Origin of the sequence: Pseudodesulfovibrio indicus (assembly GCF_001563225.1) — a bacterium.
GTDB classification, from domain to species: Bacteria; Desulfobacterota; Desulfovibrionia; order Desulfovibrionales; family Desulfovibrionaceae; genus Pseudodesulfovibrio; species Pseudodesulfovibrio indicus.
This window is the reverse complement of the sequence record NZ_CP014206.1, coordinates 2,611,950-2,637,051: the sequence shown is the minus strand read 5'-3', so window position 1 is coordinate 2,637,051 and position 25,102 is coordinate 2,611,950. Positions and strand designations below refer to the sequence as shown.

26 protein-coding genes are annotated in these 25,102 nt (G+C 62.0%); 17 read left to right on the top strand and 9 right to left on the bottom strand.

Annotated elements, in window-relative coordinates; translation table 11 throughout:
- The first annotated feature begins 8 nt into the window (after positions 1 to 8).
- The 12 genes from AWY79_RS11865 (at position 9) to proC (ending at position 11,098) form a co-directional block, all read left to right on the top strand.
- A complete protein-coding gene (locus AWY79_RS11865) occupies positions 9 to 221 on the top strand; it encodes a hypothetical protein (RefSeq protein WP_066804100.1) in 213 nt (70 codons plus the stop codon).
- Between the two features lie 84 nt (positions 222 to 305).
- The gene (locus tag AWY79_RS11860; protein WP_066804097.1) at positions 306 to 1,169 is read left to right on the top strand and encodes a 50S ribosomal protein L11 methyltransferase; all 864 of its coding nucleotides are present in this window, start codon (positions 306 to 308) and stop codon (positions 1,167 to 1,169) included.
- A 3-nt stretch (positions 1,170 to 1,172) separates the two neighbouring features.
- Complete coding sequence (locus AWY79_RS11855; RefSeq protein WP_066804094.1) at positions 1,173 to 1,820, top strand: endonuclease III domain-containing protein; 648 nt, start codon at positions 1,173 to 1,175, stop codon at positions 1,818 to 1,820.
- 12 nt (positions 1,821 to 1,832) lie between these two features.
- Positions 1,833 to 2,936, top strand: coding sequence for a murein hydrolase activator EnvC family protein (locus AWY79_RS11850; RefSeq protein ID WP_066804091.1), 1,104 nt, complete (start codon positions 1,833 to 1,835; stop codon positions 2,934 to 2,936).
- A gap of 47 nt (positions 2,937 to 2,983) precedes the next feature.
- Positions 2,984 to 4,267: a S41 family peptidase gene (locus tag AWY79_RS11845; protein WP_066804082.1), complete on the top strand. Its 1,284-nt coding sequence runs from the start codon at positions 2,984 to 2,986 to the stop codon at positions 4,265 to 4,267.
- A 102-nt stretch (positions 4,268 to 4,369) separates the two neighbouring features.
- A complete protein-coding gene (locus tag AWY79_RS11840) occupies positions 4,370 to 5,530 on the top strand; it encodes a divergent polysaccharide deacetylase family protein (RefSeq protein ID WP_233490914.1) in 1,161 nt (386 codons plus the stop codon).
- 378 nt (positions 5,531 to 5,908) lie between these two features.
- Complete coding sequence (gene fliM, locus AWY79_RS11830; RefSeq protein WP_066804074.1) at positions 5,909 to 6,886, top strand: flagellar motor switch protein FliM; 978 nt, start codon at positions 5,909 to 5,911, stop codon at positions 6,884 to 6,886.
- 133 nt (positions 6,887 to 7,019) lie between these two features.
- Positions 7,020 to 7,967 (top strand): ABC transporter substrate-binding protein, encoded by a 948-nt coding sequence (locus AWY79_RS11825; protein WP_066804072.1) that lies wholly within the window; start codon positions 7,020 to 7,022, stop codon positions 7,965 to 7,967.
- A gap of 129 nt (positions 7,968 to 8,096) precedes the next feature.
- Entirely contained in the window at positions 8,097 to 8,996 is a 900-nt protein-coding gene (locus tag AWY79_RS11820; protein ID WP_066804069.1) for an ABC transporter permease, read from the top strand.
- The gene (locus tag AWY79_RS11815; RefSeq protein WP_066804067.1) at positions 8,993 to 9,787 is read left to right on the top strand and encodes an ABC transporter ATP-binding protein; all 795 of its coding nucleotides are present in this window, start codon (positions 8,993 to 8,995) and stop codon (positions 9,785 to 9,787) included. The genes AWY79_RS11820 and AWY79_RS11815 overlap by 4 nt, the downstream gene beginning before the upstream one ends.
- A gap of 85 nt (positions 9,788 to 9,872) precedes the next feature.
- Positions 9,873 to 10,295 (top strand): nucleoside-diphosphate kinase, encoded by a 423-nt coding sequence (gene ndk / locus AWY79_RS11810; RefSeq protein WP_066804063.1) that lies wholly within the window; start codon positions 9,873 to 9,875, stop codon positions 10,293 to 10,295.
- Positions 10,295 to 11,098, top strand: coding sequence for a pyrroline-5-carboxylate reductase (gene proC / locus AWY79_RS11805; RefSeq protein ID WP_066804059.1), 804 nt, complete (start codon positions 10,295 to 10,297; stop codon positions 11,096 to 11,098). Before ndk ends, proC begins: the two co-directional genes overlap by 1 nt.
- A 315-nt stretch (positions 11,099 to 11,413) precedes the next feature.
- On the opposite strand, the gene cbiB is transcribed toward proC, so the two are convergent.
- The 9 genes from cbiB to rsmA form a co-directional block, all read right to left on the bottom strand.
- Positions 11,414 to 12,367, bottom strand: a complete 954-nt coding sequence (gene cbiB, locus AWY79_RS11800) for an adenosylcobinamide-phosphate synthase CbiB (protein ID WP_066804057.1) — start codon at positions 12,365 to 12,367, stop codon at positions 11,414 to 11,416.
- 47 nt (positions 12,368 to 12,414) lie between these two features.
- Positions 12,415 to 14,166 (bottom strand): RNA polymerase sigma factor RpoD, encoded by a 1,752-nt coding sequence (rpoD, locus tag AWY79_RS11795; RefSeq protein ID WP_066804055.1) that lies wholly within the window; start codon positions 14,164 to 14,166, stop codon positions 12,415 to 12,417.
- A complete protein-coding gene (dnaG, locus tag AWY79_RS11790) occupies positions 14,166 to 15,914 on the bottom strand; it encodes a DNA primase (protein ID WP_066807204.1) in 1,749 nt (582 codons plus the stop codon). Before dnaG ends, rpoD begins: the two co-directional genes overlap by 1 nt.
- 21 nt (positions 15,915 to 15,935) lie before the next feature.
- The gene (locus AWY79_RS11785) at positions 15,936 to 18,233 is read right to left on the bottom strand and encodes an endonuclease MutS2 (protein WP_066804053.1); all 2,298 of its coding nucleotides are present in this window, start codon (positions 18,231 to 18,233) and stop codon (positions 15,936 to 15,938) included.
- A 20-nt stretch (positions 18,234 to 18,253) separates the two neighbouring features.
- Entirely contained in the window at positions 18,254 to 18,700 is a 447-nt protein-coding gene (locus AWY79_RS11780) for a GatB/YqeY domain-containing protein (protein ID WP_066804049.1), read from the bottom strand.
- Between the two features lie 3 nt (positions 18,701 to 18,703).
- A complete protein-coding gene (gene rpsU / locus AWY79_RS11775; RefSeq protein ID WP_066804046.1) occupies positions 18,704 to 18,904 on the bottom strand; it encodes a 30S ribosomal protein S21 in 201 nt (66 codons plus the stop codon).
- Between the two features lie 191 nt (positions 18,905 to 19,095).
- The gene (locus AWY79_RS19135) at positions 19,096 to 19,266 is read right to left on the bottom strand and encodes a hypothetical protein (protein WP_099093207.1); all 171 of its coding nucleotides are present in this window, start codon (positions 19,264 to 19,266) and stop codon (positions 19,096 to 19,098) included.
- A gap of 15 nt (positions 19,267 to 19,281) precedes the next feature.
- On the bottom strand, positions 19,282 to 19,554 hold the full coding sequence (locus tag AWY79_RS11770) for an HU family DNA-binding protein (protein ID WP_066804043.1): 273 nt from the start codon (positions 19,552 to 19,554) through the stop codon (positions 19,282 to 19,284).
- A gap of 274 nt (positions 19,555 to 19,828) precedes the next feature.
- A complete protein-coding gene (gene rsmA, locus AWY79_RS11765) occupies positions 19,829 to 20,611 on the bottom strand; it encodes a 16S rRNA (adenine(1518)-N(6)/adenine(1519)-N(6))-dimethyltransferase RsmA (RefSeq protein WP_066804040.1) in 783 nt (260 codons plus the stop codon).
- 112 nt (positions 20,612 to 20,723) lie between these two features.
- Here rsmA and AWY79_RS11760 point away from each other — a divergent pair, with 112 nt between their 5' ends.
- From AWY79_RS11760 to AWY79_RS11740, 5 genes are all read left to right on the top strand, one after another.
- On the top strand, positions 20,724 to 21,245 hold the full coding sequence (locus AWY79_RS11760) for an adenine phosphoribosyltransferase (RefSeq protein WP_066804037.1): 522 nt from the start codon (positions 20,724 to 20,726) through the stop codon (positions 21,243 to 21,245).
- A 12-nt stretch (positions 21,246 to 21,257) separates the two neighbouring features.
- The gene (gene mtnP, locus AWY79_RS11755) at positions 21,258 to 22,007 is read left to right on the top strand and encodes an S-methyl-5'-thioadenosine phosphorylase (protein WP_066804034.1); all 750 of its coding nucleotides are present in this window, start codon (positions 21,258 to 21,260) and stop codon (positions 22,005 to 22,007) included.
- A gap of 3 nt (positions 22,008 to 22,010) precedes the next feature.
- Positions 22,011 to 23,369: an amidohydrolase family protein gene (locus AWY79_RS11750; RefSeq protein WP_066804031.1), complete on the top strand. Its 1,359-nt coding sequence runs from the start codon at positions 22,011 to 22,013 to the stop codon at positions 23,367 to 23,369.
- Between the two features lie 112 nt (positions 23,370 to 23,481).
- The gene (locus tag AWY79_RS11745) at positions 23,482 to 23,769 is read left to right on the top strand and encodes a PxxKW family cysteine-rich protein (protein ID WP_066804028.1); all 288 of its coding nucleotides are present in this window, start codon (positions 23,482 to 23,484) and stop codon (positions 23,767 to 23,769) included.
- A 102-nt stretch (positions 23,770 to 23,871) separates the two neighbouring features.
- Positions 23,872 to 25,095, top strand: coding sequence for a M20 family metallo-hydrolase (locus AWY79_RS11740; protein ID WP_066804025.1), 1,224 nt, complete (start codon positions 23,872 to 23,874; stop codon positions 25,093 to 25,095).
- The last annotated feature ends 7 nt before the right edge of the window (positions 25,096 to 25,102 follow it).

Here is a 25,102-nt window from a genome sequence, read left to right as displayed (position 1 = left end):
ATCAAGTCATGGACGTCGTCGCTCCCGCAGGACCGGTGCTGGACTATCAGACCAGGCGCGAAGAGGAACTGGAAAGGGTTTCCCGGACCAGCCGCCCTCCCGAGCCCGACGACAAGCCCCCGGCGGAGGTCAAGGCGGATTCGGTCAAGCAGGCCGAAAAGACCACCCTCAACGACTTCCAGTACACGGGCAAAGGCTCGTTCATCGACAAGGTATTCTGACTTGGACTCTTGACGACGCAATGCAACAAGGCCGGGGCATGGTTCCCGGCCTTGTCTTGTTCAACCATTCTGAAGGAAACATCTATGTCCACCCTGTTGAAGATCGAATTCACCATCCCCGAGGACGCCGCCGATGCGGCGGGCGTCTTCATCGCCGCCAAGGTCCCCCACGGCTGGGAGGAAACCCCGGCCGGCGACAATCGGAAGATCACCCTGTACCTGGAGGACCATCCGCTCGCCATGGAGATGGTCAGTGAATTCGAGGCCCGTTTCCCCGAGGGCGGCGTGACCTGGTCCGAGCAGGAGTCCGAGGACTGGGCCGTGGCCTGGAAGGACTTCTTCAACCCGGTCAACTGCGGCGAGACCTTCCGCATCTATCCCCCGTGGCTGGAGGACGGCGAGGAGAACGGGACCACCCACATCGTCATCGAGCCGAAGATGGCCTTCGGCACCGGCCACCATCCCACCACTTCCCTCTGCCTGGCGACCATCGGCAGGCTTGCGGGGGCCGGAACCATCAGCGAGGGCCAGGAATTCCTCGACCTGGGCACCGGCTCCGGCATCCTCGGCATCGGGCTGTCCAAGCTCGGCCTGACCGGCCTGGGACTGGACATCGATCCGCAGGCCGTGGTTTGCGCGGCGGAGAACCTGGAGGCCAACGGGGTCGCGGATTCCATGACCCTGGCCGTGGGGTCCATCGACTGCGTGGAGCCGGGCCGCACCTTCGACCTGGTGGTGGCCAACATCCTGTCAGGGCCGCTCATCGAGATGGCGGGCGAGATCGTGGCCCGGGTCAAGCCCGGCGGCTCCCTGGTCCTGTCCGGCATCCTGGCCGACAAGCAGTCCGACGCCGTGGCCGAGGCCTACGGAAGGCGCGGCCTGGGCGAGCCCCAGCGGTTCGTCGAAGGCGAATGGATCTGCCTGGTCTGGGAACACCTGGAGAGCTAGCAGTTGTCCAGTCATTCCACGCTGATGGGCATGTACGACGCCATGCTCGCCAAGCTCGGCCCCAGCCGCTGGTGGCCGGGGGACACCCCGTTCGAAATCGCCATCGGGGCCATCCTGACCCAGAACACCAACTGGAAGAACGTGGAAAAGGCGCTGGACAACATCAAGGACGCGGGGTTGCTGGACGCCCGGGCCCTGCACGAACTCCCCCTTCCCCGGCTGGCCGAGCTGATCCGTCCGGCCGGGTATTACAACATCAAGGCCAAGCGGATTCACAACTTCCTGCAATTCCTCAAGGATGAAGCGGAGTTCGACCTGGAATCCCTGAAGGGCGGCGACCTGGCCGACCTGCGGCCGCGGGTGCTCTCCATCAACGGCGTCGGCCCGGAGACCGCGGACTGCATCCTGCTCTACGCCCTGGACTACCCGGTCTTCGTGGTGGACACCTACACCGCCCGGATACTGGGCCGCCACGGCCTCGCGTGGGAGGATATCGACTACCACGGGTTGCAATCCATTTTCATGGACGCCCTGCCGGATGATGTGGCACTGTTCAACGAATACCACGCCCTCCTGGTCCGCGTAGGGGGCAACTGGTGCCGCAAGAAAGAGGGTCTTTGCGCGGCCTGCCCACTTAAACCCTTTCTTTAACAATCAGACGACATGCCTAGAACCCTTCTGATCGCGTTGATATTTCTCCTGTTACCCTGCACCGTTATGGCGCAGGACAGGGATGAGATATTGAGCGAGACCCTGCAACGGGAGCATCAGAAGGCGGACGAGAACCAGCAGAAGGTCAAGCAGCTGAACGAGCAGGCCGGAGAGATTTCCACCCGGCTCTCGGACATCGAGCACGACGTCAAACTGCTGCGCAAGCAGATCAAGGATCAGGAAAAGGTCCTGCACGACATCCGCGAGAACGAGCGCCATACCCAGCAGGACCACTTCAAGCTGGAAGAGGAAAAGGAGCGCATCATCCTGGAGCTTTCGGGGCTGATGCAGACCCTTTGGCCGGTGCACATGCAGAACGTGCGCGCGCGGTTCCAGGGCGTCGAGGACTGGGCCATGTTCGACCGGCGGTTCAATTGGCTGGCCTCCATCTACGACGCCACCAGCCGCAAGCTGGACGAGGCCCGGCTGAACGCCGAGAAGATCGTGAAAAACCTGGAACACCAGCGCCGGCTGGCCGAAGAGGCCGAGAAGCAGCTGGCCCAGGTCAACGACAGCAAGGACCGGCTGCTGGACAACAAGTATGCCCTGCGCCGCAACCTGCGGAAGGTCGAGAAGCAGAAAAAGAACGCCGAGGCCGAGCTGACGGATATCCTGGCGACCATCGAGGACATCAAGTACCAACTCCAGTCGCAGAAGACCAAGCGGTTCTCGCTGTACAAGCGCACCCTGCCCTGGCCGGTCCAGGGCAAGCTCGTGGACGGGTTCAACCTCAAGGCGAACCCGCCCGCCCGAGGCTTGTCCCTGACCACTTCAGTGGGCAGCACGGTACAATCCGTGTTCTGGGGCAAGGTGGTGCACAACGATACGCTGCGCGGTTTCGGGCATGTGATAATCATCTACCACGGCTATAATTACTATAGTCTTTACGCTTACTTGTCAGAAACCTACGTGCGCAACGGCCAGGAAGTGGAAAAGAACGAACCGCTGGGCGTGGTGGGCTATTTCCCCAAGGTCGATGGCCCCGGCCTGTATTTTGAATTGCGTTTTCACCAAAAACCAATTAATCCAGAAACCTGGTTAACGGCCCAACGATGAATGCCGTTGACTTGAACCATTAGGACTCCGATATTAGGGAGGCACTCATGCGTGTCACGCTTTGGATAGTCACTTTTCTTCTCCTGTTTACCCTTACCGTCGCCCCCGGCCCTACCATAGCGGCCAACGGCGATCAGTTCGAAGCCTTGAAAACCTTCTCGCAGGTGCTCGACCTGGTTGAAAGCAACTACGTCAAGCCCGTGACCAAGAAGGAGCTCATAGACAACTCCATCAAGGGCATGCTTGAGGAACTGGACCCCCACTCCACCTATCTCTCCCCTGAAGATTTCAAGGACATGCAGGTGGATACCGCCGGCAAGTTCAGCGGCATCGGCATCGAAATCAGCCAGGACCAGGGCCGCCTCGTGGTCGTGTCCCCCATCGAGGACACCCCCGCGTACAAGGCCGGGCTGCTGGCCGGTGACCTGATCCTCGAAATCGACGGCGAATCGACCCAGGACATGACCCTCATGGACGCGGTGAAGCGTATTCGCGGCGAAAAGGGCACCACGGTCAAGCTGCTCATCCTGCACAAGGATTCGAACAAGCCCGTGGAGATTCCCATTGTCCGGGGGACCATTCCCATCGTCAACGTCAAGACCCAGTCCCTGGAAGACGGCTATCTGTACCTGCGGCTGACCAAGTTCCAGGAGTCTTCCACCAAGAACCTGCGTGACGCCATCGCCGAATACCAGAAGGAACATACCCTCAAGGGCATCGTCTTCGATCTGCGCAACAACCCCGGCGGCCTGCTCGGCCAGGCGGTATCCGTTGCCGACACCTTCATCGAGGACGGCACCATCGTCTACATCCAGGGCAAGGACCCGGCCAACCGCAAGGACTTCTTCGCTTCCAAAAATTCCAATGAAGTCAAGGTGCCGCTGGTCACTCTGATCAATGCGGGCTCGGCATCGGCCTCCGAGATCGTGGCCGGCGCCCTGCAGGACCACAAGCGGTCCCTGCTGGTGGGCGAACGCTCCTTCGGCAAGGGATCGGTTCAGACCATCATCCCCATGTCCGACGGCTCCGGCATCAAGCTGACCACCGCCCTCTACTACACCCCCAGCGGACGCTCCATCCAGGCCAAGGGTATCGAGCCCGACCTGCGCATCCCGTTCGTGGCCCCCAACGAGGACCAGGAAGACATGCGCGACCGGTTCACCGTCCGCGAGAAGGACCTGTCCGGCCACCTGGAAAACGGACAGAAGTCCTCCAAGCAAAAGAAGGACGAGGACGCGGAAAAGGCCAAGGACATGCTGGCCCGCGACAACCAGTTGCGCATGGCCCTGGAACTGGTCAAGAGCCTGCCCAGGCTGAGGGAAATCCAGTAGGGAGCCCACCCTTCGCCCATGGAAGAACAGACCCCTGATCACAAACCGCAAGAACGGACCGGGTTCGAAGACCTTCTCAGGAAGGTCTATCGGCCCGGTCCTTTGATTTTCCTTTTTTCCGTAGCCTTCCTGGCCCTTGCGGGACTGGGCTACTCCCTCCTGACCGCCCCCACTCCACCGCCCGAAGTCATTGTGCCCGCGCCCGAACAGGAGCGGCAAAAGGCGGAACTGTCCGCGCCGGAGGCCAAGGTCTACGAGGAAGCCACCTCGGACATGGAGGACAAGGTCAAGCAGGCGGATCTGTCCATCATCGAGACCATGCACGACCTCGACCTCGAGATGCGCGACCTGGAGTTGGTGGACGTGGAAGTTCGCCGCCTCGACGAACGCGGCTACCACTACCAGGTGCTCCAGTTTCCCAAGGTGGGCGACCGGAACCATTTTCTCGTCACCCTGCGCAAGCGGCTCTACCAGCGGCTTCCCGAAGCCGAACTGCTCGACGACGGCGGCACCGAGGCCATGGTCCGGATCGACGGACTGCCGACCCACCGGCTGCTCCTGGAGTCCACGCCCGCCGTCATCGCCCGGCCCGAGGCCAAGGGACCGAAGATCGCCGTGGTCATCGACGACGTGGGCGAGAACGTCTCCATCCTCAAGGGGCTGGCCTCCATCGACCTGCCCCTGACCTTCGCGGTCTGGCCCAACGCCACCAACACCCGCACCTGCGTGGACCTGATCAATACCAGCCACCACGACCTGCTGGTCCACTTCCCTATGGAGCCGCGCGGTTACCCCAAGGTCAAGCCGGGCGACGACGCCCTGTTCGTGACCATGACCGCGGACCAGATCCGGCAGCGGATCGCCCAAAACCTGGCGCAGATACCGGAGGCCATCGGGGTCAACAACCACATGGGGTCCGCGTTCACGGCCGACGCGCCGGGTATGGACGTGGCCCTGACCGAATTCAAGCGCCACGGCCTGTTCTTCCTGGACAGCCTGACCTCGGGCCAGAGCGTGGGCCGGGCCAGCGCCGGGAAGGCGGGCATCCCCTTCTACGAGCGCGACACCTTCCTGGACAACGTCAAGGACGTGAACGCCATCGTGCTCCAGCTGCGCAAGACCGAGCGCGTGGCCCAGTCCAAGGGTTGGGCCATCGCCATCGGCCATCCCTACCCGGAAACCCTGGCCGCCTTGAAACAGTGGCGGAACACCCGCGACAAGACCATCCGGGTCGTCGCCCTCTCCTCGCTTTCGCCCGAATAGGCTTCGGCCCGTCGAAAATCCGGCCCCGTGTTCCGCGCCCCCGCACTCGGAGCGTCTTTCCTGCCGCCACCGCACATCCCTTGGACGACCCTTTCATCATGATGAAATTCTTCTTATATTTGATTATGTTGATATTGATATTTGAGATTGTCGCGGCTTTTTCTAAACTATTTCGTGCAAAAACGGGCGATAAAATCGCCTTCCCGTTGCCTTGGACGCACGACCCATGTAGATTGCGCATAAAGGGTTTCGTGAAAACGGTCGATAGGAAAGATCAGGTACGGCCCGTTTTTTGCTAACTGTTTTTAGACGTTCAATTTCCCGGCGCGAGCCGGAAAAACGGGCCGCGAAGACCGGCAAGAAAGAGGCTTTCTCCAGATGAGCAAAATCCTCGAACAAGATGAAGTTGATGCCCTGCTCCGGGGACTTTCCGGAGGGGATGTCGAGACCGAGACCGAGATACCGGAGGACGATACCGGCGTCGTCTCGTTTGACCTGGCCAATCAGGACAGGATCATTCGCGGACGCATGCCCGTCCTCGAGATCGTCAACGACCGTTTCGCCAGGCTGTGCACCAACGCGCTGGCCAACACCATGCGCAAGCGGGTGGACATCAACCCCATCTCCATCGACATGTCCAAGTTCGGCGACTTCATGCGCTCCCTGCCCGTGCCGACGTCCATCTCCATCTTCAAGATGGACCCCCTGCGCGGCAACGCCCTGCTGGTCGTGGACTCCCGCCTGGTCTTCGCCCTGGTCGAGAATTTCTTCGGCGGCGCCGGCAGCCAGCCCAAGGTCGAGGGGCGCGACTTCACGCCCATCGAGCAGGCCATCGTCGAGCGCGTGGTCAAGATCGCCCTGGCCAACATGGAGGAATCCTGGAAACCGGTGCACGAGGTCCACGTGGAGATGGTCCGCACCGAGGTGAACCCCCAGTTCGCGGCCATCGTGCCGCCCTCGGACGTGGTCATCGTGGTCACCTTCGAGGTAGAACTTGAGAACGCCATCGGCTCGCTCATCGTCTGCCTGCCTTACGCCACCATGGAGCCCATCCGCTCCAAGCTCCACGCCTCCTTCCAGTCCGAACGGCTGGAGGTCGACCACGTCTGGATCAACCGCTTCAAGGAACGGCTCATGGAGACCCCGGTGGAGATGGTCGTGCGCCTTGGCCGGACCGCCATTTCCGGCCGCCAGCTCCTGTACCTTCAGGAGGGCGACATCATCCTGCTGGACACCGACGAGGATGAGCTGCTCGAAGCCGAGATCGAAGGCGTGCGCAAGTTCAAGGGGCTCCCCGGCCGCGTCAAGGGCAACAAGTCCTTCAAGGTCGTCAAGGAAGAGGAAATCCGCTTCTAGCCCTTCCCCTTACCGATTTTACGGGGCCGCAAATGCGGCCCTTTTTTGTTGCCCAAAGGGGAAACACCTTGACGAAAAGGGCTGTGCGCGGTCACAGTTCTCCTTTCAAATGCATTGGAGGAGGTAGTTCCAAATGAAAAGAATATTTCTGTTTTTGACGGCGGCCCTGCTGGTCGCCTCCACCGCCTTCGCGGGCAAGACCTACGTCGTCTCCGTGACCCAGATCGTGGAGCACCCGGCCCTGGACGCCATGCGCAACGGCGTGGCCGACAGGCTCAAGGAAAAGGGCATTGATTTCACCTACAACGTGCACATCGCCCAGGGCAACATGGCCACCAACACCCAGATCGTGAGCCAGATCATGGGCGAGCAGCCCGACCTGGTCCTGGCCATCGCCACCCCCGGCGCGCAGGCCTGCGCCCAGAAGATCAAGGAGACCCCCATCGTCTTCACCGGCGTCACCGATCCGGTCTCCGCCGGGCTGGTCAAGGACATCCAGAACTCGGGCGGCACCAACATCACCGGCATGTCCGACTTCTCGCCCATGGACAAGCACGTGGCCCTGATCCGCGAGATCGTGCCAGCTGCCAAGACCATCGGCATCATCTACAACTCCGGCGAGCCCAACTCCGTGCCCAACCTGAAGGCCCTCAAGGATGAGGCCGCCAAGGTCGGCATGAGCGTCGAGGAAGCGACCATCGCCAACTCCAGCGGCGTGTATCAGGCGGCCAAGAGCCTGGTGGGCCGTTGCGACGTGGTTTACATCGGCACGGACAACACGGTCGTCTCGGCCATCGAGTCCGCCGTAAAGGTCTGCACCGACAACAAGCTCCCGCTCGTCGTGGGCGACGTGGACTCCGTGGCGCGGGGCGCCATCGCCGCCGTGGCCGTGGACTACTACAAGATGGGGTTGCAGACCGGCGACATGGTCGCCCGCATCCTGCAGGGGGCCAACCCCGGCTCCATGCCCGTCGAGTTCCTCAACGACCTCAACCTGCACGTGAACCTCAAGGCTGCCCAGGCCATGGGCGTGACCCTGCCGGAATCTCTGGTGGCCCGCGCGACCAAGGTCATCGAATAGTCGCGAAACGCATTTGCCAATCGTGACCAGAAACGATACAAGGCGCGTTGCCTACAACGCGCCTTTTTTCGTCGCGTCCGCCGGGACCGACGCAAAGCCCGGCGCCCGGTAAACCCTTAGGAACGGCACATGACTCTCTACGCATTCTTCGGAGCCCTGGAACAGGGATTCGCCTACGGCCTGATGGTCATCGGCGTGTACCTCACCTTCCGGGTGCTCGACTTTCCCGACCTGACCGTGGACGGCAGCCTGCCGCTCGGCGCTGCCGTGTCCGCCGTGGCCATCACCGCCGGATACTCCCCGCTGGTCGCGGTGTTCATGGCCTGCGGCGCGGGATTCGCGGCGGGCATGGTCACCGGCATCCTGAATACCAAATTCAAGATCCTTCACCTGCTGGCCTCCATCCTGACAATGATCGCGCTCTATTCCATCAACCTGCGCATCATGGGACGGCCCAACATGGCCCTGCTCGGCCAGGAGACCGTGGTGGACTGGTTTACCAGATTCTCCGGCCTGCTCCCGCAGCACGCCTCTCCCGTGCTCTTCGCCATCATCTGTTTCCTGGCCGTGGGCGTGCTCATCTGGTTCCTGCACACCGAGCTCGGCCTGGCCTTCCTGGCCACCGGCGACAACATGCAGATGATCACCAGCCAGGGCGTGAACACCGACAGCGTCATCATCTTCGGCGTGGGGCTGTCCAACGCGCTGGTGGCCACCTCCGGGGCGCTGGTGGCCCAGAACCAGGGCGCGGCGGACGTCAACATGGGCGTGGGCACCATCATCGCCGGGCTGGCCTCGGTGATCATCGGCGAGACCGTGTTCGGCGACAAGACCATAGGCCGCGCGCTCATCGCCGCCCTGCTCGGCTCCGTGCTCTACCGCATCGCCATCGCCCTGGCGCTCGGCCTCAAGCTCGGCTCCTTCGCCATCACCCCCAGCGACCTGAACCTGATCACCGCCATCCTGGTGGTCTTCGCCCTGGTCATGCCCAAGATGAAGCGCAAGTTTCTTGCCGGGAGGTCCAAATGATCTCCATCACCCAGGTCACCAAGGCGTTCAACAAGGGTGACGTCAACGAAGTGACCGCCCTGAGCAACGTGAATCTCGAAGTTCGCGACGGCGACTTCATCACCATCATCGGCTCCAACGGCGCGGGCAAGTCCACCTTCCTGAACGCCCTGGCCGGGTCCTTCCCGGTGGATGCGGGCCGCATCGTGCTGGACGACACGGACATCACCCGCTGGCCGGAACACAAGCGCGCGGCGCTCATCGGGCGCGTGTTCCAGGACCCGCTGCTCGGCACCTGCGCCGGAGCGACCATCGAGCAGAACCTGGCCATGGCCAACAAGCGCGGCCTCAGGCGCGGCCTGGGCTGGGGCGTCAAAAAGCGCGACCGCGAATTCTTCCGCGAAAAGCTGTCCATCCTGGGGCTGGGCCTCGAAGACCGGCTCAGGACCCACACGGGGCTCCTCTCCGGCGGCCAGCGCCAGGCACTGACCATGCTCATGGCCACGCTGGTCCGCCCCCGGCTGCTGCTCCTGGACGAGCACACCGCCGCCCTGGACCCCAAGACCGCGGGCATGGTCCTGGACCTGACCGAGGAGATCGTCAGCTCCCTGAACCTGACCACGCTGATGGTCACCCACAACATGAAGCAGGCCATCTCCATGGGTAACCGGCTGATCATGTTCCATCGCGGCGAGATCGTCCTGGATATCGAGGGCGAGGAAAAACAGAATCTCGAGGTCGAAGACCTGCTCCGCCGCTTCTCCAAGCTGCGCGGGGACGAAGGGGTCTCGGACCGAATGTTGTTGAGTTAGGCCCGGTGCGGGGCCTTTGGAACGCGAACTGGCAAATTCCTGCCAAGACGTATAAGAAAGACAAAAAAGACAAATGGAGGCTTTAATGGCTATCGAAAAGACCTTTTCCATCATCAAGCCGGACGCGGTCGAACGCGGTCTCATCGCCGAAATCCTGAAGATGATCACCGACTCCGGGCTGAAGATCAAGGGCATGAAGATGATCCACATGGACCGCGCCAAGGCCGAAGGGTTCTACGCGGTACACAAGGAACGCCCCTTCTTCGGCGAGCTGGTGGACTACATGATCTCCGGACCGGTGGTCGTCTCCTGCCTTGAGGGCGAAAACGCCATCGAGAACTACCGCAAGCTGATGGGCGCCACCAACCCGGCCAACGCCGAGGAGGGCACCATCCGCGCCGCGTACGGCATCGACATCCAGAACAACTCCTGCCACGGTTCCGACGGTCCCGACACCGCCAAGACCGAGGTGGCATACTTCTTCAACGACGACGAGCTGGTGGGATAATGACTAAGAAACTCGGGTTCATAGGCGTAGGCAATATGGGGTCGGCCATCGTCAAGGGGCTGGCCTCCGGCGAAGGCATCGAGCTGCACGGGACGGACTTCAACAAGGCCAACCTCGAACGGCTCCACAAGGAGCACGGACTGATCGTGCACGACAACGCCACCGACCTCGCCAAGGCGTGCGACTACATCGTCCTGGCGGTGAAGCCGCAGCACGCAGAACCCGTGGTCAAAGAGGTGGCCCCGCTCCTGGACAAGTCCAAGTGCCTGGTCACCATCTGCGCGGGCATTCCGCTGTCCACCTATGAGGAATGGACCGGGAACCGCTGCCCCGTCGTGCGCATCATGCCCAATACCCCGGCCCTGGTCGGGCTGGGCGTTTCGGCCATCTGCCTGGACAACGAAAACCTCACCGACGAGATGAAAGCGTTCGTCCCCGAGGTCTTCGCGGCCATCGGCCAGACCCATATCCTGCCCGAAAAGCTGTTCGACGCCTTCACCGGCGTGATCGGCTCCGGCCCGGCCTACGTCTTCTATTTCATGGAAGCGATGATCGAGTCCGGCGTGGCCCTGGGACTGACCCGGCCGCAGACCGTGGAGATGGTCAAGGGATTGTTCCTCGGCTCCGCCACCATGGCCGACCAGAGCGAACACTCGGTGACCGAACTGCGCGAAATGGTCACCTCCCCGGGCGGCACCACCATCCGGGCGCTCATGCACTTCGACCGTCAGGCCCTCAAGGGCGACATCATCGACGGCGTCTTCGAGTCCTACTACCGAAGCATCGAACTGGGCGAAAAGTAATGTAAAATCACGGGGGAAAGGGAGAGGGAAACCCTTTGAAAAGGGTTGTCCCTCTCCCCTTCCCCCGGACCCCCATCCCCTCTCCCTTCCCAAACTTTTTGTGTGCCTTCGGCAAAGGCGTGCGTCAGCGGACGCGCGTCTTTTCTTGCGTTCAAAAAAATGAGGAATGCGCCGTCAAGCAGCACACCCAATGAGCACCCTCGCCCTTCGCGAAGCGACCCAAAAAGTTTTGAAAAAGGGAGGGATGGGGGTTCGGGGGAAGGGAGGGGAAAAACTTTTACAAAAGTTTTTCCCCTCCCTTCCCCCGATTCGCCGTCAGGCGAACACCAAACGAACGATCCCCAGAACGGGAATGAGGACCCAGGCGGTCCAGGAGCCGGTCTTGCGGACCAGGGTGAAGAGCATCTTGACCTTGGGCTTGTCCCAGGGCGCGCCTTGGGGGTTGAGGATGGGCTTGTCCTTGGTTTCCCCGAAGTAGACGGTGGGCCCGCCCATTTTGCCTTGCAGGAGCCAGGCCGCCGCGCTCATGGGCCAGCCCGCGTTGGGGCTTTCCATCTTCACGGCGTCCTCGCGGTAGCGGCTGCGTGCGGTGGCCGCATCGAGGCCCATGCGCTTTCCGGCGAACAGCAGCAACCGGGCGGTGATCCGGGCCGGAATCCAGGCCAGGAGGTCGTCGGTCTTGGCCGCGCCGCGCCCCAGATCGCGGAACCGGTCCGTGCGGTAGCCCCACATGGAGTCCATGGTGGACACGGTCTTGTAGGCCCACATGCCGCCGGGGCCGAACAGGCAGAGATAGAACAGCGGGGCCGTGAATCCGTCGTTGAGGTTCTCGCTGACGGTCTCGGCCAGGGTCCGGCGCACTCCCCCCGCGTCCAGGGCTGAGGTGTCGCGGCTGACCAGCATGGCCAGGGCGGTGCGCGCGCCTTCGAGGTCCCCGGAATCGAGCAGCGAGGCCACGTTGCGGGCCTCGCGCATCAGGCAGCCGAGGGCGAGCCCCGCGTAGGCGAAATAGACGGCGAAGAGGAAGCCGACATGCTTGATGGAAGTCAGCAGCCCCACCGCCGCCCAGACGGCAGCGGGTAGGAGGATCACGGCGGTCCAGCCGGCGGAACGCAGGTCGAAGCCGGTCCGGCGGGCCGAGGATTCGTAGAGGTCGAGCAGCCTGCCGATGAACCGGACCGGGTGCGGCCACTGCTTGGGGTCGCCGATGAAGGAATCCATGAGGACGGCGAGGACAGGGACGAGGAAAATGGGGATGATTGATTCCATGGATGTGAAAAGGGCCGGGAAGATCGCATCTCCCCGGCCCGTATAGGCTAGTTTTCGAAGTAGGATCGCAGGAGCGCGCTGCGCACGGGATGGCGCAGCTTGCGCAGGGCCTTGGCCTCGATCTGGCGGATGCGCTCGCGGGTGACGTTGAAGAGCTTGCCCACTTCCTCGAGGGTGTGGTCGGACTTCTCGCCGATGCCGAACCGCTTGCGCAGGACCTGCTCCTCGCGCGGGGTCAGGTCGGACAGGACCGAGGCGATCTGCTCGCTGAGCTTGGTGGAGACCACTTCCTCGGCGGGCGCGGTGGCCTTCTTGTCCTCGATGAAATCGCCCAGGCTGGAATCTTCCTCGTCACCGATGGGGGTCTCAAGGGAAATGGGTTCCTTGGCGATCTTGAGGACCTTCTTGACCTTCTCCAGCGGGTAGTCCATGCGTTCGGCGATCTCTTCCGGAGACGGGTCGCGGCCCAGCTCCTGCACCAGGTAACGGGAGGTGCGGATGAGCTTGTTGATGGTCTCGATCATGTGCACCGGGATACGAATGGTCCGGGCCTGGTCCGCGATGGCGCGGGTGATGGCCTGGCGGATCCACCAGGTGGCGTAGGTCGAGAACTTGTAGCCGCGCTGGTATTCGAACTTGTCCACGGCCTTCATCAGGCCGATGTTGCCCTCCTGGATCAGGTCCAGGAACTGCAGACCGCGGTTGGTGTACTTCTTGGCGATGGAGACCACCAGGCGGAGGTTGGCGCGGATCAGCTCCTGCTTGGCCTGCATGGCGGTCTGGTTGCCGGACTTGATGCGCCACAGGACCTCTTCGAGGTCGTGCACGGAGTGGCAGCACTTGTCCTGAAGCCGGTTCATGATCTCCAGCTTGCCTGCCAGCATCTCCTTGAAGGAGAAGAACTCCTCCACGGTCATGCCGAGCTGGTCCGAGGCGGCCACGGGGTTGATCTCGCGGGCGTCCACCTGCTTGAAGAGTTCCTCGATCTCGGCCTTGGTCTTGCCCACGGACAGGACATAGGCGGACAGGTCGCGCTGGCAGTTGTGCATCTGGCGCACGTAGTCGTTGACCGTCTCGATGATCCGGTCGATGAGGGTCTTCTCCAGCTTGATGTCGCGCAGCCGGGTGACGATCTCTTCCTTGTAGCCGAGGATCTCCTGCTGCACGCCGTATACGCGCTTGTCCAGGCAGGCGCAGTAGTCGAGCTTGTCGTAGATTTTCTTTTTCTTGCCGTAGAGCTTCTTGATCTCGGCAAGCAGGAAGATGACCCGCTGGCGCTGGTTCATCTCGTCTTCGGAGGGATCGTCCTCCTCGATGGTCTTGACCACGTCCTTGAGCTTGATGACCCCGCTTTCGAGGTCCTCGCCCACGGAGATCAGCTCTTCGACGGCCACCGGCACTTCCACCAGGGAGTACAGGACGTCCATCTCGCCGTTTTCGATCTTCTTGGCGATGACCACCTCTCCCTCGCGGTCGAGCAGCGGAACGGCGCCCATCTCGCGCAGGTACATGCGCACCGGATCGGTGCTGCGCGAGGCGTATTCAGCGGAATCGTCCTCGTTGTCGTCGAACTCGAGATCCTTGTCGTCATCATCATCGGCCAGCTTTTTTTCGGAATCCTCCGAGTCCACCAGGGCGATGTCCATCTGGTCGAAGATGGCGTGTATTTCTTCCAACTGATCAGGGTTGTTGTAGTCGGAAGGCAGCGCCTTGCTCAACTCCTCATAGGTCAGGAATCCCTTTTTCTTACCCTCAGCGATAAGCGCTTTGATCTGTTGGATTTCCTTAATGTTGCTCATCATCCCTCCTGCGGAGATTTCTTCAAGGCCAAAAGCTGCATAGCCCGTTCGGTGTCGCCGTTCTGATAGGCCTGCCGTATGGCCTCATTGAGCTGGCGTTTGTCCAGTTTATCCTGTTCAAACGTAATTTTACTACAAATGTGATTCCACTCGTCCTGCAATTCCCGGCCGGAAAGACCGTTGTCGCGCAATTCTTCGCGGCACTGAAAGTAGAAGCCCTTTTCGTGTTCGTTCAGCAGGCTTGTTATCTGGCCGTGCTGCGTCGTTGCGAGCTTTTCCCACAGCGCCCTCGCCCAATCGGTGCGAAGAACCTGCCCGAGTCCCCTTCCGACCAGTTCCGGGCAGTAGTCCGGATACTGGATCGTAAAACGCAAAAAATACCTGTCGTCCGCGTAGTCCTTGCCGACGCCCATTGCCGGTTGCGGCTTCTGCTGCTGCGGCGCGCGTTGCGCCTGTCGCGGCTGATGCTGGGGATTGCGCGTGGGCGGTGTACCGCCTGCATCGCGCCTGAAATCAGCCTCCGACAATCCGAGCCCGCTCGCCAACCGGGGCAAATAGTACGCCCGCAGCGATCCGTCGGACAATTCCGACAAAAAACTCTTCGCCCAAGCCATGATATCCCTGGGGGCGTACTCCGCCCGCAGGGTATTCATGCAAAAAGTCAAACCGTCCGGGGCCTCCTTCATGCAGGCCTCGAATCCCTCCGCTCCCTTGGTCTGGAGCAGACTGTCCACGTCCTCGCCGTCCGGCATGAGGACGACCTTGCACGCCACGCCCTGCAACAGGATCATCCTGCTGGATTTCATGGCCGCCTTGCGTCCCGCCCCGTCGCCGTCGAAGACCAGGTCGACGCGCGAACAGAATCCGGCCAGCCGCTTTACCTGATCCGACGTCAGGGCCGTGCCCAGGACGCCGCAGGAGTCGGTGTAGCCGAACTGATGGAGCGATATGACATCCATGTATCCTTCGGTCAGAATGGCCCGCTTGGAGCGGGTCATGGTGGACCGGGCCAGGTTCAGCCCATACAAGTGGTCGCCCTTCTTGTATATCGGCGTATCCGAGCTGTTCAGATACTTTGGTTCTCCATCAGTAATTATTCTGCCGCCAAAAGCAATAACCCGGCCGGACAAATTTTGGATGGGAAAGATCAATCTTCCACGGAACCGGTCGTAAATATTGCCTTTTTCGTTTTTTGACAACAATCCCGCATCCACGCCGGATTCCGGGTCCCGGCCTCTGGTGCGAAGATAATTGTCCAGCCCGTGCCAGTCCTCCGGGCTGTAGCCCAGGCCGAACCTGGCGATCATCTCCGGGGTCATCCCCCGGTCGGCCAGGTATTTTCGGCAGTGGTCGCCGGAGGCCAGGGCCAGGTTCCGCTGGAACCACTGGTTGGCCTCGTCGTGCATGTCCATGAGCATCTGCTTGCGCGCCTTGCGCTCCGCCGCATGCGGATCATGGGGCACGTTGCCCAGCTCGATCCCGGCCTCGGCGGCCAGCTGCTCCAGAGACTCCCGGAAATCCACCCCGTTGATCCGGCCGTAGAAATCGATGACGTCGCCCGAAGCCTGGCAGCCGAAACAATAGAAGAAGCCCTCATCGTCGTTTACGGACATGGAGGGCTTGGTCTCCTGGTGGAACGGACAGGCCCCCATCCACCGGCCCGAGACCGGTTTCAGGTCGACATACCGGCGCACAATGTCCGAGATGTTGATACGGGCCTTGACGGCCTCGACATCACTTCTGTCCACCAAATGCCTCCGGACGAGCCGTTACTTGAGCGTCACTTCGGTCATGCCGTCCCCGCCCCGGTCTTCCGGAGCCAGGGCGAAACTCTCCACCGCGGGATAATGCTTCAAAAATTCATGCACCTCGCGCCTCAGCGCCCCGGTGCCGCGTCCGTGGACGATCTCAAGCCTGCCCGCGCCCTTGCGCAGGGCTGCGTCCATGGCCCGCTCCAGCTCGCTGATGGCCATGTCGGCCCGGTTGCCGCGCAGGTCCACCTCGACCACCAGGTCGGAAGGGGCCGGAGCCTTGGCGTTGGCGGGCTTGGCCGGACCGCTCCCGCCGCTTACCGCGGGGCCGAGATGGTCCGCCTTGACCCACATGGCCACGCCGCCGATGTCCACCTTGGCCTGCTTCTTTTTGTCGTTGATTTCCAGCACGGTACCCGACTTGTTCCAAGCCAGATACGACACTTTCATCCCCGGGACAATATCGGAGAACGAAAAAGCGGGTTCTTTTTCCCGCTCGGGCGCGATGTCCTCGATGCGCAGCCGCACCTCGTGGAGCTTCTTGCGAGCCTCCTTGCGGCCGATGCGCTCGCTCTTCCACTGCTTGACCACGTCCTGGGCCTTGGACTGGACGTCCTTGAGGAGCTTGACCCGCTCCTTCTCGAACTTCGCTTCGAGGTTGGCCCGCTTCTTTTCGATGCGCGCCCGTTCGTCCTCGATGGCGTCCAGCTCCTGTTCCTTCTTCACGGCCATGGCGTTGAGCCGGTCGAGCACAGTGGTGGTATCCGAGCCGTCCAGCAACAGATACTTTTCGGCGCGTTCCAAAATTTCGTTAGGCAGCCCGTGTTCTTTGGCCACGTCCAGGGCGATGGACGCGCCCACTTGGTCGTAGGCCAGTCGGAACAGCGGCTTCTTGGTATCCGGGTCGAAGAGAACGCTCGCCGCGCGCACGCCCCTGGTGGCCATGGCGTAAGCCTTCAGGGCCGGGAAATGGGTGGCCGTGAAGGCCGTGGCGCGCTTTTCCAGCAGGGAGTCGATGACCGCCTGGGCCAGGGCCGCGCCCTGGGTCGGGTCGGTGCCCGCGCCGAATTCGTCCAGAATGAACAGGGACCGGTCGTCCACCTGGTCCCAGACACGCCGCAGGTACTTGATCTGGGCGGTGAAGGTGGAGACGTTCTCCTCCAGGGACTGCTCGTCGCCCATGATGACGAAGATGTCGCTCCAGAACGGCAGGCGGCTGCCCTCGGCCGCCGGAACCGGCAGCCCGGAAAAGGCCATCAGCCCGATGAGGCCCACGGTCTTGAGGCAGACGGTCTTGCCGCCCGCGTTGCCGCCGCTGACGATCATGGCCCGCTGCCCTTCCTCCAGCTCGATGTTCAGGGGGTGGACCGACTCGTCGGTCAGGGCCAGCAGCGGATGACGGGACTTGAGGAGCCTGGGCGCGCCCTCTCCCGTGACCTCGATAGTCCGGCCGTTGTAGACGCCGGCCAGGCGGACCTTGGCCATGAGCACGTCCAGGGTGACCAGCCCCCGGTAGGCGTCGCTGACCTGCGGCTTCTCCTGGCGGATGAGGCCGGTCAGGTATTGCAGGACCTTGTATTCCTCGGCCCGCTCCTCGCGCTTGAGCTCCTGGAGGCGGTTGTTGGTCTCCACCAGGAAGATGGGCTCGAAATAGCAGGTCTCGCCGGTCTGGGAGTAGTCGTGGATGATGCCCTTGGTCTTGTTCTTGAAATTCGCCTTGATGGGCAGCACGTAGCGGTCGGACGAGATGGTCATGAACTCGTCCTGCATGGCCGCGCCCATGTTTTCCTGAATGATGAAGTCCTTGACCCGCTTGGTGCACCGCTGGTGGATGGCGCGGATCTCCTGGCGCACGTCCATCAGCGCCGGGGAGCTCTCGTCCCTGATCTGCCCTTCGGCGTCCAGGCAGCGCCCGATGCCGGACACGGTCTTCTGGGGCCAGTCGTAGGCGAACAGCTCGGACTTGAGCACTTCCCAACCCCGGTCCTCGAACCGGGACAGGGATTCGCGGGCCTCCATGGCCAGGTCCAGGATGATCTTCAGCGCGAAGAGCGCGTCCTGGTCGAGCACGGCCAGCTCGCTGGAGAGATGGGGAAAGATGCCGCCCAGGTCCGGGAAGGCGCGCATGCGGAACCCGGATTCGCCCACCCAGGAGGCCGCCTGGTCAAACAATTCGTTGGCCAGCAGGACCGCTTCCAGGGTGGAATGAGGGTGGATGCTCAGGCACTCGGAAGCGCCGGGTTCGGACGTGGCGAAACCGGACAACACCCCAAGAATCTTGGGGAATTCCAATACCTGAAAGGTTCTGGACTCCATTGACGAGCCGGGGTTGGAGATTAGGAGAGCTTGGACTTGACCAGGGCGCTGGCAATCTTGCCGTCAACCTGGCCCTTGTGTGCGCCGAGGACGGCCTGCATGACCTTGCCCATGTCCGCCATGGAGGAAGCTCCGAGGTCGGCAATGGCCTTGTCTATGGCGTCGGACAATTCCTCTTCGGACAGCTGCTTGGGGAGATAGACCTCAAGCTCGGCGAGCTCCTGGGCTTCGACCTGAGCCAGATCGTCCCTGCCCGCCTTGGAATACTGGTCAAAGGAATCCTTGCGCTGCTTGACCTGCTTGGCGATCAGGTCGAGCACCATCTCGTCGGGCAGCTCCTGGAGCTTTTCCTCGACCATACGGTTTTTAATGGCCGTCTTGAGATGTCTCAAGACGGCCACTTTTACCGTAGCTTTGGCCTTGTAGGCCTCGATGTAGTCACTGTCTATTTTTTTGGACAGGCTCATACTCTACATACCGCGCATTTTGCGCATTTTCTTGGCAAGCCGTTTCTTGGCGGCAGCTTTCTTCTTTTTCTTCTGCACGCTAGGCTTTTCGTAGTGCTGACGTTTCTTCAGCTCGGACAGGATTCCGGCCTTCTCTACCTGCTTCTTGAAGCGGCGCAGAGAAATGTCGAAATTGTCGTTGTCGTCAAAGTACACTCCGGGCAATGGAAATCACCTCCTCGGTGAACCGCCCGCTCTGATTTTTTATGCGGGCCAGCGAAATAAGAGCAACTACATATACGCTCTAAATCAAAAAATCAACCCCGAGGGCCGGGGAATTTTTCGTTGCCCCTGAGGGCAAAAAAAGGCCCATCCGGTCAGGACCGGACGGGCCTTTGCGCAATTACTGTCGTGAACTAGTGATCAGCCTTCTTCGCATCGCGCAGGGACTGCGCGATGGTGACGGCCAGGGCTATGCCGATAACTCCGAGGACGGCGTAGAGGACGCCGAAAAAGACGAAGTGGTCGGGCATCCACCAGGGAAGGTCCATGGGCAGCGGGCTGTGAACGGTTTCACCGTGAATCATTTCATTCTCTCCAAACTATTTAACGGCTTCCTTGAGGATCTTGCCGGGGCGGAATTTGACGACCTTGGTCTCGGGAATCTTCAGTTCGAGGCCGGTGCGGGGATTGCGACCCACGCGAGCCTTGCGGAGTTCCACGACGAAGGTACCGAAGCCGGTCAGAGTCAGCTTGCCCTCGGCAACGAGGGTGCTTTCGACGGTTTCGAGGAATGCATTCAGAGCGCGCTCGGCATTCGCTTTGGTCAGGTTTGCCTTTTCCGCGATTTTGACAACCAATTCAGCCTTTGTCATCAGTCCTTCCTCCTCAGTGAAATAATTACCAATTGGTATTAGTTAAAGTGCAGCCAGAGCACAAAATGCACTCGCACTTTGTATCCGTCACCAACTCACCTCTTCGCCTTTAATTGAAGTTTCGGTCTGTGTCTAGCCCGGCACAGGAAAAAAACGAAAAAAACTACGCCATATGGAGCTTCCCGGACATTTTCGGCTGTAACAATTCGGCCCTTTCAAATGACCTTGAAACGCCCTTTTGCGACAAATCAGTCAATAATTGTGAAAATTTGCACTAAATCCTCTCGGACAGCGAGAGGAATTGTTCGGGAGTCAGGTTTTCCGGGCGGATGGAGAGGGCTAGGCCCTGTTCCTGAAACCACGCTTCGACCTCGGGCGTCATCCGCTTCTTGAGGATGGTCGAAATTTGCTTGCGCCGCTGCTGAAAAAGGGTCTTGATCAGCCCGGCCAGCCGCTCGGGATCGGCCGGGCGCTCCCCTGCCGGGAGGGGATCGAAGGCGACCACGGCGGAATCGACCTTGGGCCGGGGGCGGAACACGGACGGAGGCACCTTGAACAGGTAGGCGGTCCGGCTGAAATTGCGGACCCAGGCGGTCAGTCCTCCGTAGGCCTTGTTGCCCGGCTCTGCGGTCAGCCTCAGCGCCACCTCGTGCTGGACCATGAACACGGCCCGCTCCAGGGTCACCACCTGGCTGACGATGTCCCATATGAGCTTGGAGCCGACGTTGTAGGGCAGATTGCCGATGATCTTGCAGGGGGTGTCGTTCAGGGATTCCCAGGGAAACTTCAGGGCGTCGGCGCGGACCACTTCAAGCGTGGGCCACCGCTCCTCCAGACGGGAGGCCAGGTCGTCGTCCATCTCGATGACCCGTAAACGGCGCAGCCCGGCCTCGGCCAGGTGCTCGGTGAGCGCGCCCTGGCCCGGCCCGATCTCTATTATGTAATCGTCACCGGAGGGACGGACGGCGTCCACGATCTTCCGGCAGATGTTCGGGTCGGTCAGAAAATTCTGGCCTAGGCTCTTCTTGGCCCGGTGCGGCTGGTTGCTGTGCTCCATGGTGCGTTCTCCGTGCTCTGGATAGCCGAACCCCAATTATCTGGCAACAGCATTGACACCCCATTCCGACAAAACGTATTCACTTCCGGTATTCACCCAACGAGGAGGACCTATGAACCTGCGACACTATGTGCGAGACATTCCCGACTACCCGAAGAAGGGCATCACCTTCTATGACATAACACCAATTCTGGGCAATCACGAGGCCTTCAACGCCGTCATCGACCAGCTCTACCAGAAGTACAAGGACTGCGGCGCGGACAAGATCGTGGCCGCCGACGCGCGCGGATTCATCTTCGGCGCCCCCCTGGCCCTGCGCATGGGCATCGGTTTCGTGCCCGTCCGCAAGCCCGGCAAACTCCCCTACAAGAACCGCTGCGTGACCTACGACCTGGAGTACGGCTCCGACACCCTGTGCATGCACGTGGACGCCGTCAACCCGGGCGACAAGATCCTGATGATCGACGACCTGCTGGCCACCGGCGGCACCGCCGAAGGCATGGTCAAGCTGATCCGCGAGGCGGGCGGCGAGATCGTGGGCGCGGGCTTCGTCATCCAGCTCTCCTTCCTGGACGGCGACGAGGTCATGCACGCAGCGGGAGTGACGCACGATTTTCTCATCGAAATCAAATAGAAGGACGGCGCAATGACCAAAATAGGCATCATCGGCGGCAGCGGGCTGGACGATCCGAACCTGCTGCACGACGCGCGCGACGTGGAGGTGACGACCGCCTACGGCTCCCCTTCCGCCCCGCTCAAGGCCGGGACCATCGAGGGCCGCGAGGTCGTGCTCCTGGCCCGCCACGGGCGCGAACACACCATCCCGCCCACCTACGTCAACTACCGGGCCAACATCCAGGCGCTGAAGGACGCGGGCTGCACCTGCATCCTGGCGACCACGGCCTGCGGCTCCCTGCGCGAGGAGATCGACCGGGGTCACCTGGTCATCCTGGACCAGTTCATCGACTTCACCCGGCGGCGCGACGTTTCCTTTCACGAGACGTTCGCCCCGCACGGCGCGGTCCACACCGGCATGGCCGAGCCCTTCGACGACGGGCTGCGCGACCTGCTCAACCGGGCGTGCGCCAAGCTCGGCCTGACCCACCACGAGCGCGGCACGGTCATCACCATCGAAGGCTCGCGCTTCTCCACCCGCGCGGAATCCAACATGTTCCGCATGTGGGGCGCGGACGTCATCAACATGAGCGTGGCCCCGGAGTGCATCCTGGCCAACGAGGCCGGGCTGCCTTACGCGGCCGTGGCCATGAGCACCGACTACGACTGCTGGAAGACCGACGAGGCCCCGGTGACCTGGGAGGAGATCCTGGAGGTGTTCAAGAGCAACGTCGAGAAGGTCACCTCCCTGCTCGTCGAGACCGTGAGGAACATCGACTAGATCATGACCCAGGAACGAGACAACAAACCCCGCCGCTGCGACCTGCTGGTCCGGGCGGACGCCATCGTGACCCAGGACGGCGAACGCCGGGTCCTGACCGACGCGGCCGTGGCCGTCACCGACGGGCTGGTGGCCGAGGTCGGGGACTACGCAAACCTTGCCGCAGCCTATGAACCGGAGCAAACCCTGGACCTGTCCGGCAAGATGCTCCTGCCGGGGCTGGTCAACGGACACACCCACCTGCCCATGACCCTGCAGCGGGGGCTGGCCGACGACCTGCCGCTCATGGAATGGCTCCAGAACCACATCTGGCCGGTGGAGGCCAAGCTCAACGAGACCCTGCTGGCGTCCGGCGCGAAGCTCGGCTGCGCGGAGCTCATCCGCACGGGCTGCACCACCTTCCTGAACGGCTATTTCCACGAACAAATCACCGGGCAGGCGGTCTCCGACTGCGGGTTGCGGGCCGTGCTGGGCGAGGGATTCTTCGCCTTCCCCTCCCCGTTCTTCGCCACGGCCGAAGACTGCTGGAACACCGTCCGCGCCCTGGACGAGCGATACCGGGACCACCCTCGCCTCCGCTCGGCGGTGACGCCCCACGCGGTCTACACCGTGGAGCCCGACCAACTGGCCGAGAGCTTCGAGCTGGCCGAGAGCCTGGACATCCCGTGGCAGACCCACCTGGCCGAGTCCCCCATGGAGACCGCCCTGTGCCTGGAAAAGCACGGCATGCGCCCGGTGGAGATCCTGCGCTCCCTGAACCTGCTCTCGCCGCGCACCACCCTGCACCACTGCGTGGACGTGACCGACGAGGAGATCGCCCTGCTCGCGGACAGGGGGGTCAACGTGGTCCACAACCCCGCCTCCAACCTGAAACTCTGTTCCGGCCTCTCGCCGGTCCAGAAGCTGCTGGACGCCGGGGTCAACGTGGGACTGGGGACCGACGGGGCGGCGAGCAACAACCAGCTGAACATGTTCCGGGACATGGGACTGGCGGCGCTCGTCGGCAAGGTGTCTCACGGCGACGCCTCGGCCGTCAGCGCCCAGACCGCCCTGGACATGGCCACCCGCAATTCGGCCCGCTGCCTCGGCTGGCCCGAACTGGGCCGCATCGAGGCGGGATGCCCTGCGGACATGTGCGCCCTGGACCTGGCCAGCGCGAACCTCATGCCCATGTTCAATCCCGTGTCCCACGCCGTGTACGCGGCCACCGGCCTGGAGGTCTGCATGACCATGACGGCGGGCGAGGTTCTCTATCTCTACGGGGATTTCAGGACCCTGGACATGACGACTTTGCGCGAGGAAGCCACCGAGTGCGCAAAGTGGGCTCGTTGCGCCGCCGGAAGAGGAAAAAACACCAAATAACTTGACAACACCCACCCTGGGTGCATATCGAAGTCTGCTCTTGCACCGATATGAAATTCAGTATGCCGCTGGCATTCCGTGAGCCGCATTATTTTTAGGAGGAAGGCACAACATGGCCAAGAAGAAAGGTATCGTTACCCTGGAAGGCGCCGTCAAGACCGATGCCGGTCTGAACTACAAGGGCGTCATCATGGAACCCGTCGTCGAGAAGTGTGAAGGTTGCGAGCGGATCGTCACTTTCGAAGAAGAGGGCTATTGCCCGACCTACGCCCAGCCCTCCCGCAAGTGGGCTTCCGGCGTCTGCAACTTCGCCACCCACGTCCGCGCCGAAGTGGACAAGACCGGCAAAGTCAAGGTCAACCCGCTCAAGGCTTCCAAGCGCGCCGCGCGCGGTCGCTAGACCATCGCAAGCGAACAAGGCGGGGCATTGTCCCCGCCTTTTTTTGTTTGTACCGTCTGGTTTTTGCGCTAGATTATCCCGAAAAACGCATTGGAGGCTCCCATGGACGCGCTCTTTTCCGAACTGGACCGCCAGACCGAGGCGGTCGTTGATCTGCAAACCAAGCTTACGGCCATCCCCGCCCTCGGCCCCCGCAACGGCGGCGAAGGGGAAAAGGCCAAGGCCGACTTCCTGCTCGCCCACCTGCGTTCCATGGGTATCGAGGACATCCGGGAATACAACGCCCCGGACCAGGACGTGCCGTGCGGCTACCGGCCCAACATCGTGGCCGTGATTCCCGGACGGAACACCGAAAGGACCCTCTGGGTCATCTCCCACATCGACGTGGTCCCTCCGGGCGACCTCTCCCTGTGGAACTCCGATCCCTACACCCTGGTGCGCGACGGCGACACCCTCATCGGGCGCGGCGTGGAGGACAACCAGCAGGGCATGGTCTCTTCGCTGATCACGGCCCAGGCCCTGCTCGACCTGAATATCACCCCGGAACTGAACTACGGCCTGATCCTGGTCTCCGACGAGGAGACCGGCTCCGGCTTCGGCCTGGACTACCTGGTCCGCGAGCACGAAGGCGTCTTCCGCAAGGACGACCTCTTCCTGGTGCCGGATTCCGGCGAGCCCAACTCCGAAATGGTCGAGGTGGCCGAGAAGTCCATGTTCTGGCTCAAGTGCACGGTCATCGGCAAGCAGTGCCACGCCTCCACCCCGGACCAGGGAAACAATACCCTGGTGCCCTGCGCGGAATTCATCCTGCGCGTCAAGGAGCTGGAAGCGCTCTACCCGGCCGAAGACCCGATCTACAATCCGCCCCGCTCGACCTTCCAGCCGACCATGAAGGAAGCCAACGTGGCCAACGTGAACACCATCCCCGGCCGGGACGTGTTCTACATCGATTCCCGCGTCATGCCGGAATACGACCTGACCGAAGTGCTGGACACCATCAAGGGGTTCGCGGACGAGATCGCGGCCAAGTACGGCGTGAAGATCGAGTGCGAGCCGGTCATGTGGGAACAGGCCGCCCCGGCCACCCCGGAAGACAGCGAGATCGCGGTGCGGACCATGGCTTCTGTGCGCAAGGTCTACAACAACAATCCCAAGGTCGTGGGCGTGGGCGGCGGCACCGTGGCCGCGTTCCTGCGGCGCGAGGGCTACCAGGCCGTGGTCTGGTCCACCCTGAACCACAACGCGCACCAGCCCAACGAGTGGGCCTCCATCAGGAACACCATCGGCGACGCCAAGGTCATCGCCGACATGCTGACCGCCAAGTAGCGGTCGT

What these genes read in the sequence shown, in the direction of transcription:
- AWY79_RS11745 (WP_066804028.1), top strand. Translation starts at nt 23,482, where the DNA reads ATGGCCAAGAAGAAAGGTATCGTTACCCTGGAAGGCGCCGTCAAGACC.
- AWY79_RS11770 (WP_066804043.1), bottom strand. Translation starts at nt 19,554, where the DNA reads ATGACAAAGGCTGAATTGGTTGTCAAAATCGCGGAAAAGGCAAACCTG.
- fliM (WP_066804074.1), top strand. Translation starts at nt 5,909, where the DNA reads ATGAGCAAAATCCTCGAACAAGATGAAGTTGATGCCCTGCTCCGGGGA.
- rpoD (WP_066804055.1), bottom strand. Translation starts at nt 14,166, where the DNA reads ATGAGCAACATTAAGGAAATCCAACAGATCAAAGCGCTTATCGCTGAG.
- cbiB (WP_066804057.1), bottom strand. Translation starts at nt 12,367, where the DNA reads ATGGAATCAATCATCCCCATTTTCCTCGTCCCTGTCCTCGCCGTCCTC.
- AWY79_RS11845 (WP_066804082.1), top strand. Translation starts at nt 2,984, where the DNA reads ATGCGTGTCACGCTTTGGATAGTCACTTTTCTTCTCCTGTTTACCCTT.
- ndk (WP_066804063.1), top strand. Translation starts at nt 9,873, where the DNA reads ATGGCTATCGAAAAGACCTTTTCCATCATCAAGCCGGACGCGGTCGAA.
- AWY79_RS11815 (WP_066804067.1), top strand. Translation starts at nt 8,993, where the DNA reads ATGATCTCCATCACCCAGGTCACCAAGGCGTTCAACAAGGGTGACGTC.
- AWY79_RS11860 (WP_066804097.1), top strand. Translation starts at nt 306, where the DNA reads ATGTCCACCCTGTTGAAGATCGAATTCACCATCCCCGAGGACGCCGCC.
- AWY79_RS11740 (WP_066804025.1), top strand. Translation starts at nt 23,872, where the DNA reads ATGGACGCGCTCTTTTCCGAACTGGACCGCCAGACCGAGGCGGTCGTT.
- AWY79_RS11780 (WP_066804049.1), bottom strand. Translation starts at nt 18,700, where the DNA reads ATGAGCCTGTCCAAAAAAATAGACAGTGACTACATCGAGGCCTACAAG.
- AWY79_RS11825 (WP_066804072.1), top strand. Translation starts at nt 7,020, where the DNA reads ATGAAAAGAATATTTCTGTTTTTGACGGCGGCCCTGCTGGTCGCCTCC.
- rsmA (WP_066804040.1), bottom strand. Translation starts at nt 20,611, where the DNA reads ATGGAGCACAGCAACCAGCCGCACCGGGCCAAGAAGAGCCTAGGCCAG.
- AWY79_RS11820 (WP_066804069.1), top strand. Translation starts at nt 8,097, where the DNA reads ATGACTCTCTACGCATTCTTCGGAGCCCTGGAACAGGGATTCGCCTAC.
- proC (WP_066804059.1), top strand. Translation starts at nt 10,295, where the DNA reads ATGACTAAGAAACTCGGGTTCATAGGCGTAGGCAATATGGGGTCGGCC.
- AWY79_RS19135 (WP_099093207.1), bottom strand. Translation starts at nt 19,266, where the DNA reads ATGATTCACGGTGAAACCGTTCACAGCCCGCTGCCCATGGACCTTCCC.
- AWY79_RS11785 (WP_066804053.1), bottom strand. Translation starts at nt 18,233, where the DNA reads ATGGAGTCCAGAACCTTTCAGGTATTGGAATTCCCCAAGATTCTTGGG.
- AWY79_RS11750 (WP_066804031.1), top strand. Translation starts at nt 22,011, where the DNA reads ATGACCCAGGAACGAGACAACAAACCCCGCCGCTGCGACCTGCTGGTC.
- AWY79_RS11760 (WP_066804037.1), top strand. Translation starts at nt 20,724, where the DNA reads ATGAACCTGCGACACTATGTGCGAGACATTCCCGACTACCCGAAGAAG.
- mtnP (WP_066804034.1), top strand. Translation starts at nt 21,258, where the DNA reads ATGACCAAAATAGGCATCATCGGCGGCAGCGGGCTGGACGATCCGAAC.
- AWY79_RS11865 (WP_066804100.1), top strand. Translation starts at nt 9, where the DNA reads ATGGACGTCGTCGCTCCCGCAGGACCGGTGCTGGACTATCAGACCAGG.
- AWY79_RS11850 (WP_066804091.1), top strand. Translation starts at nt 1,833, where the DNA reads ATGCCTAGAACCCTTCTGATCGCGTTGATATTTCTCCTGTTACCCTGC.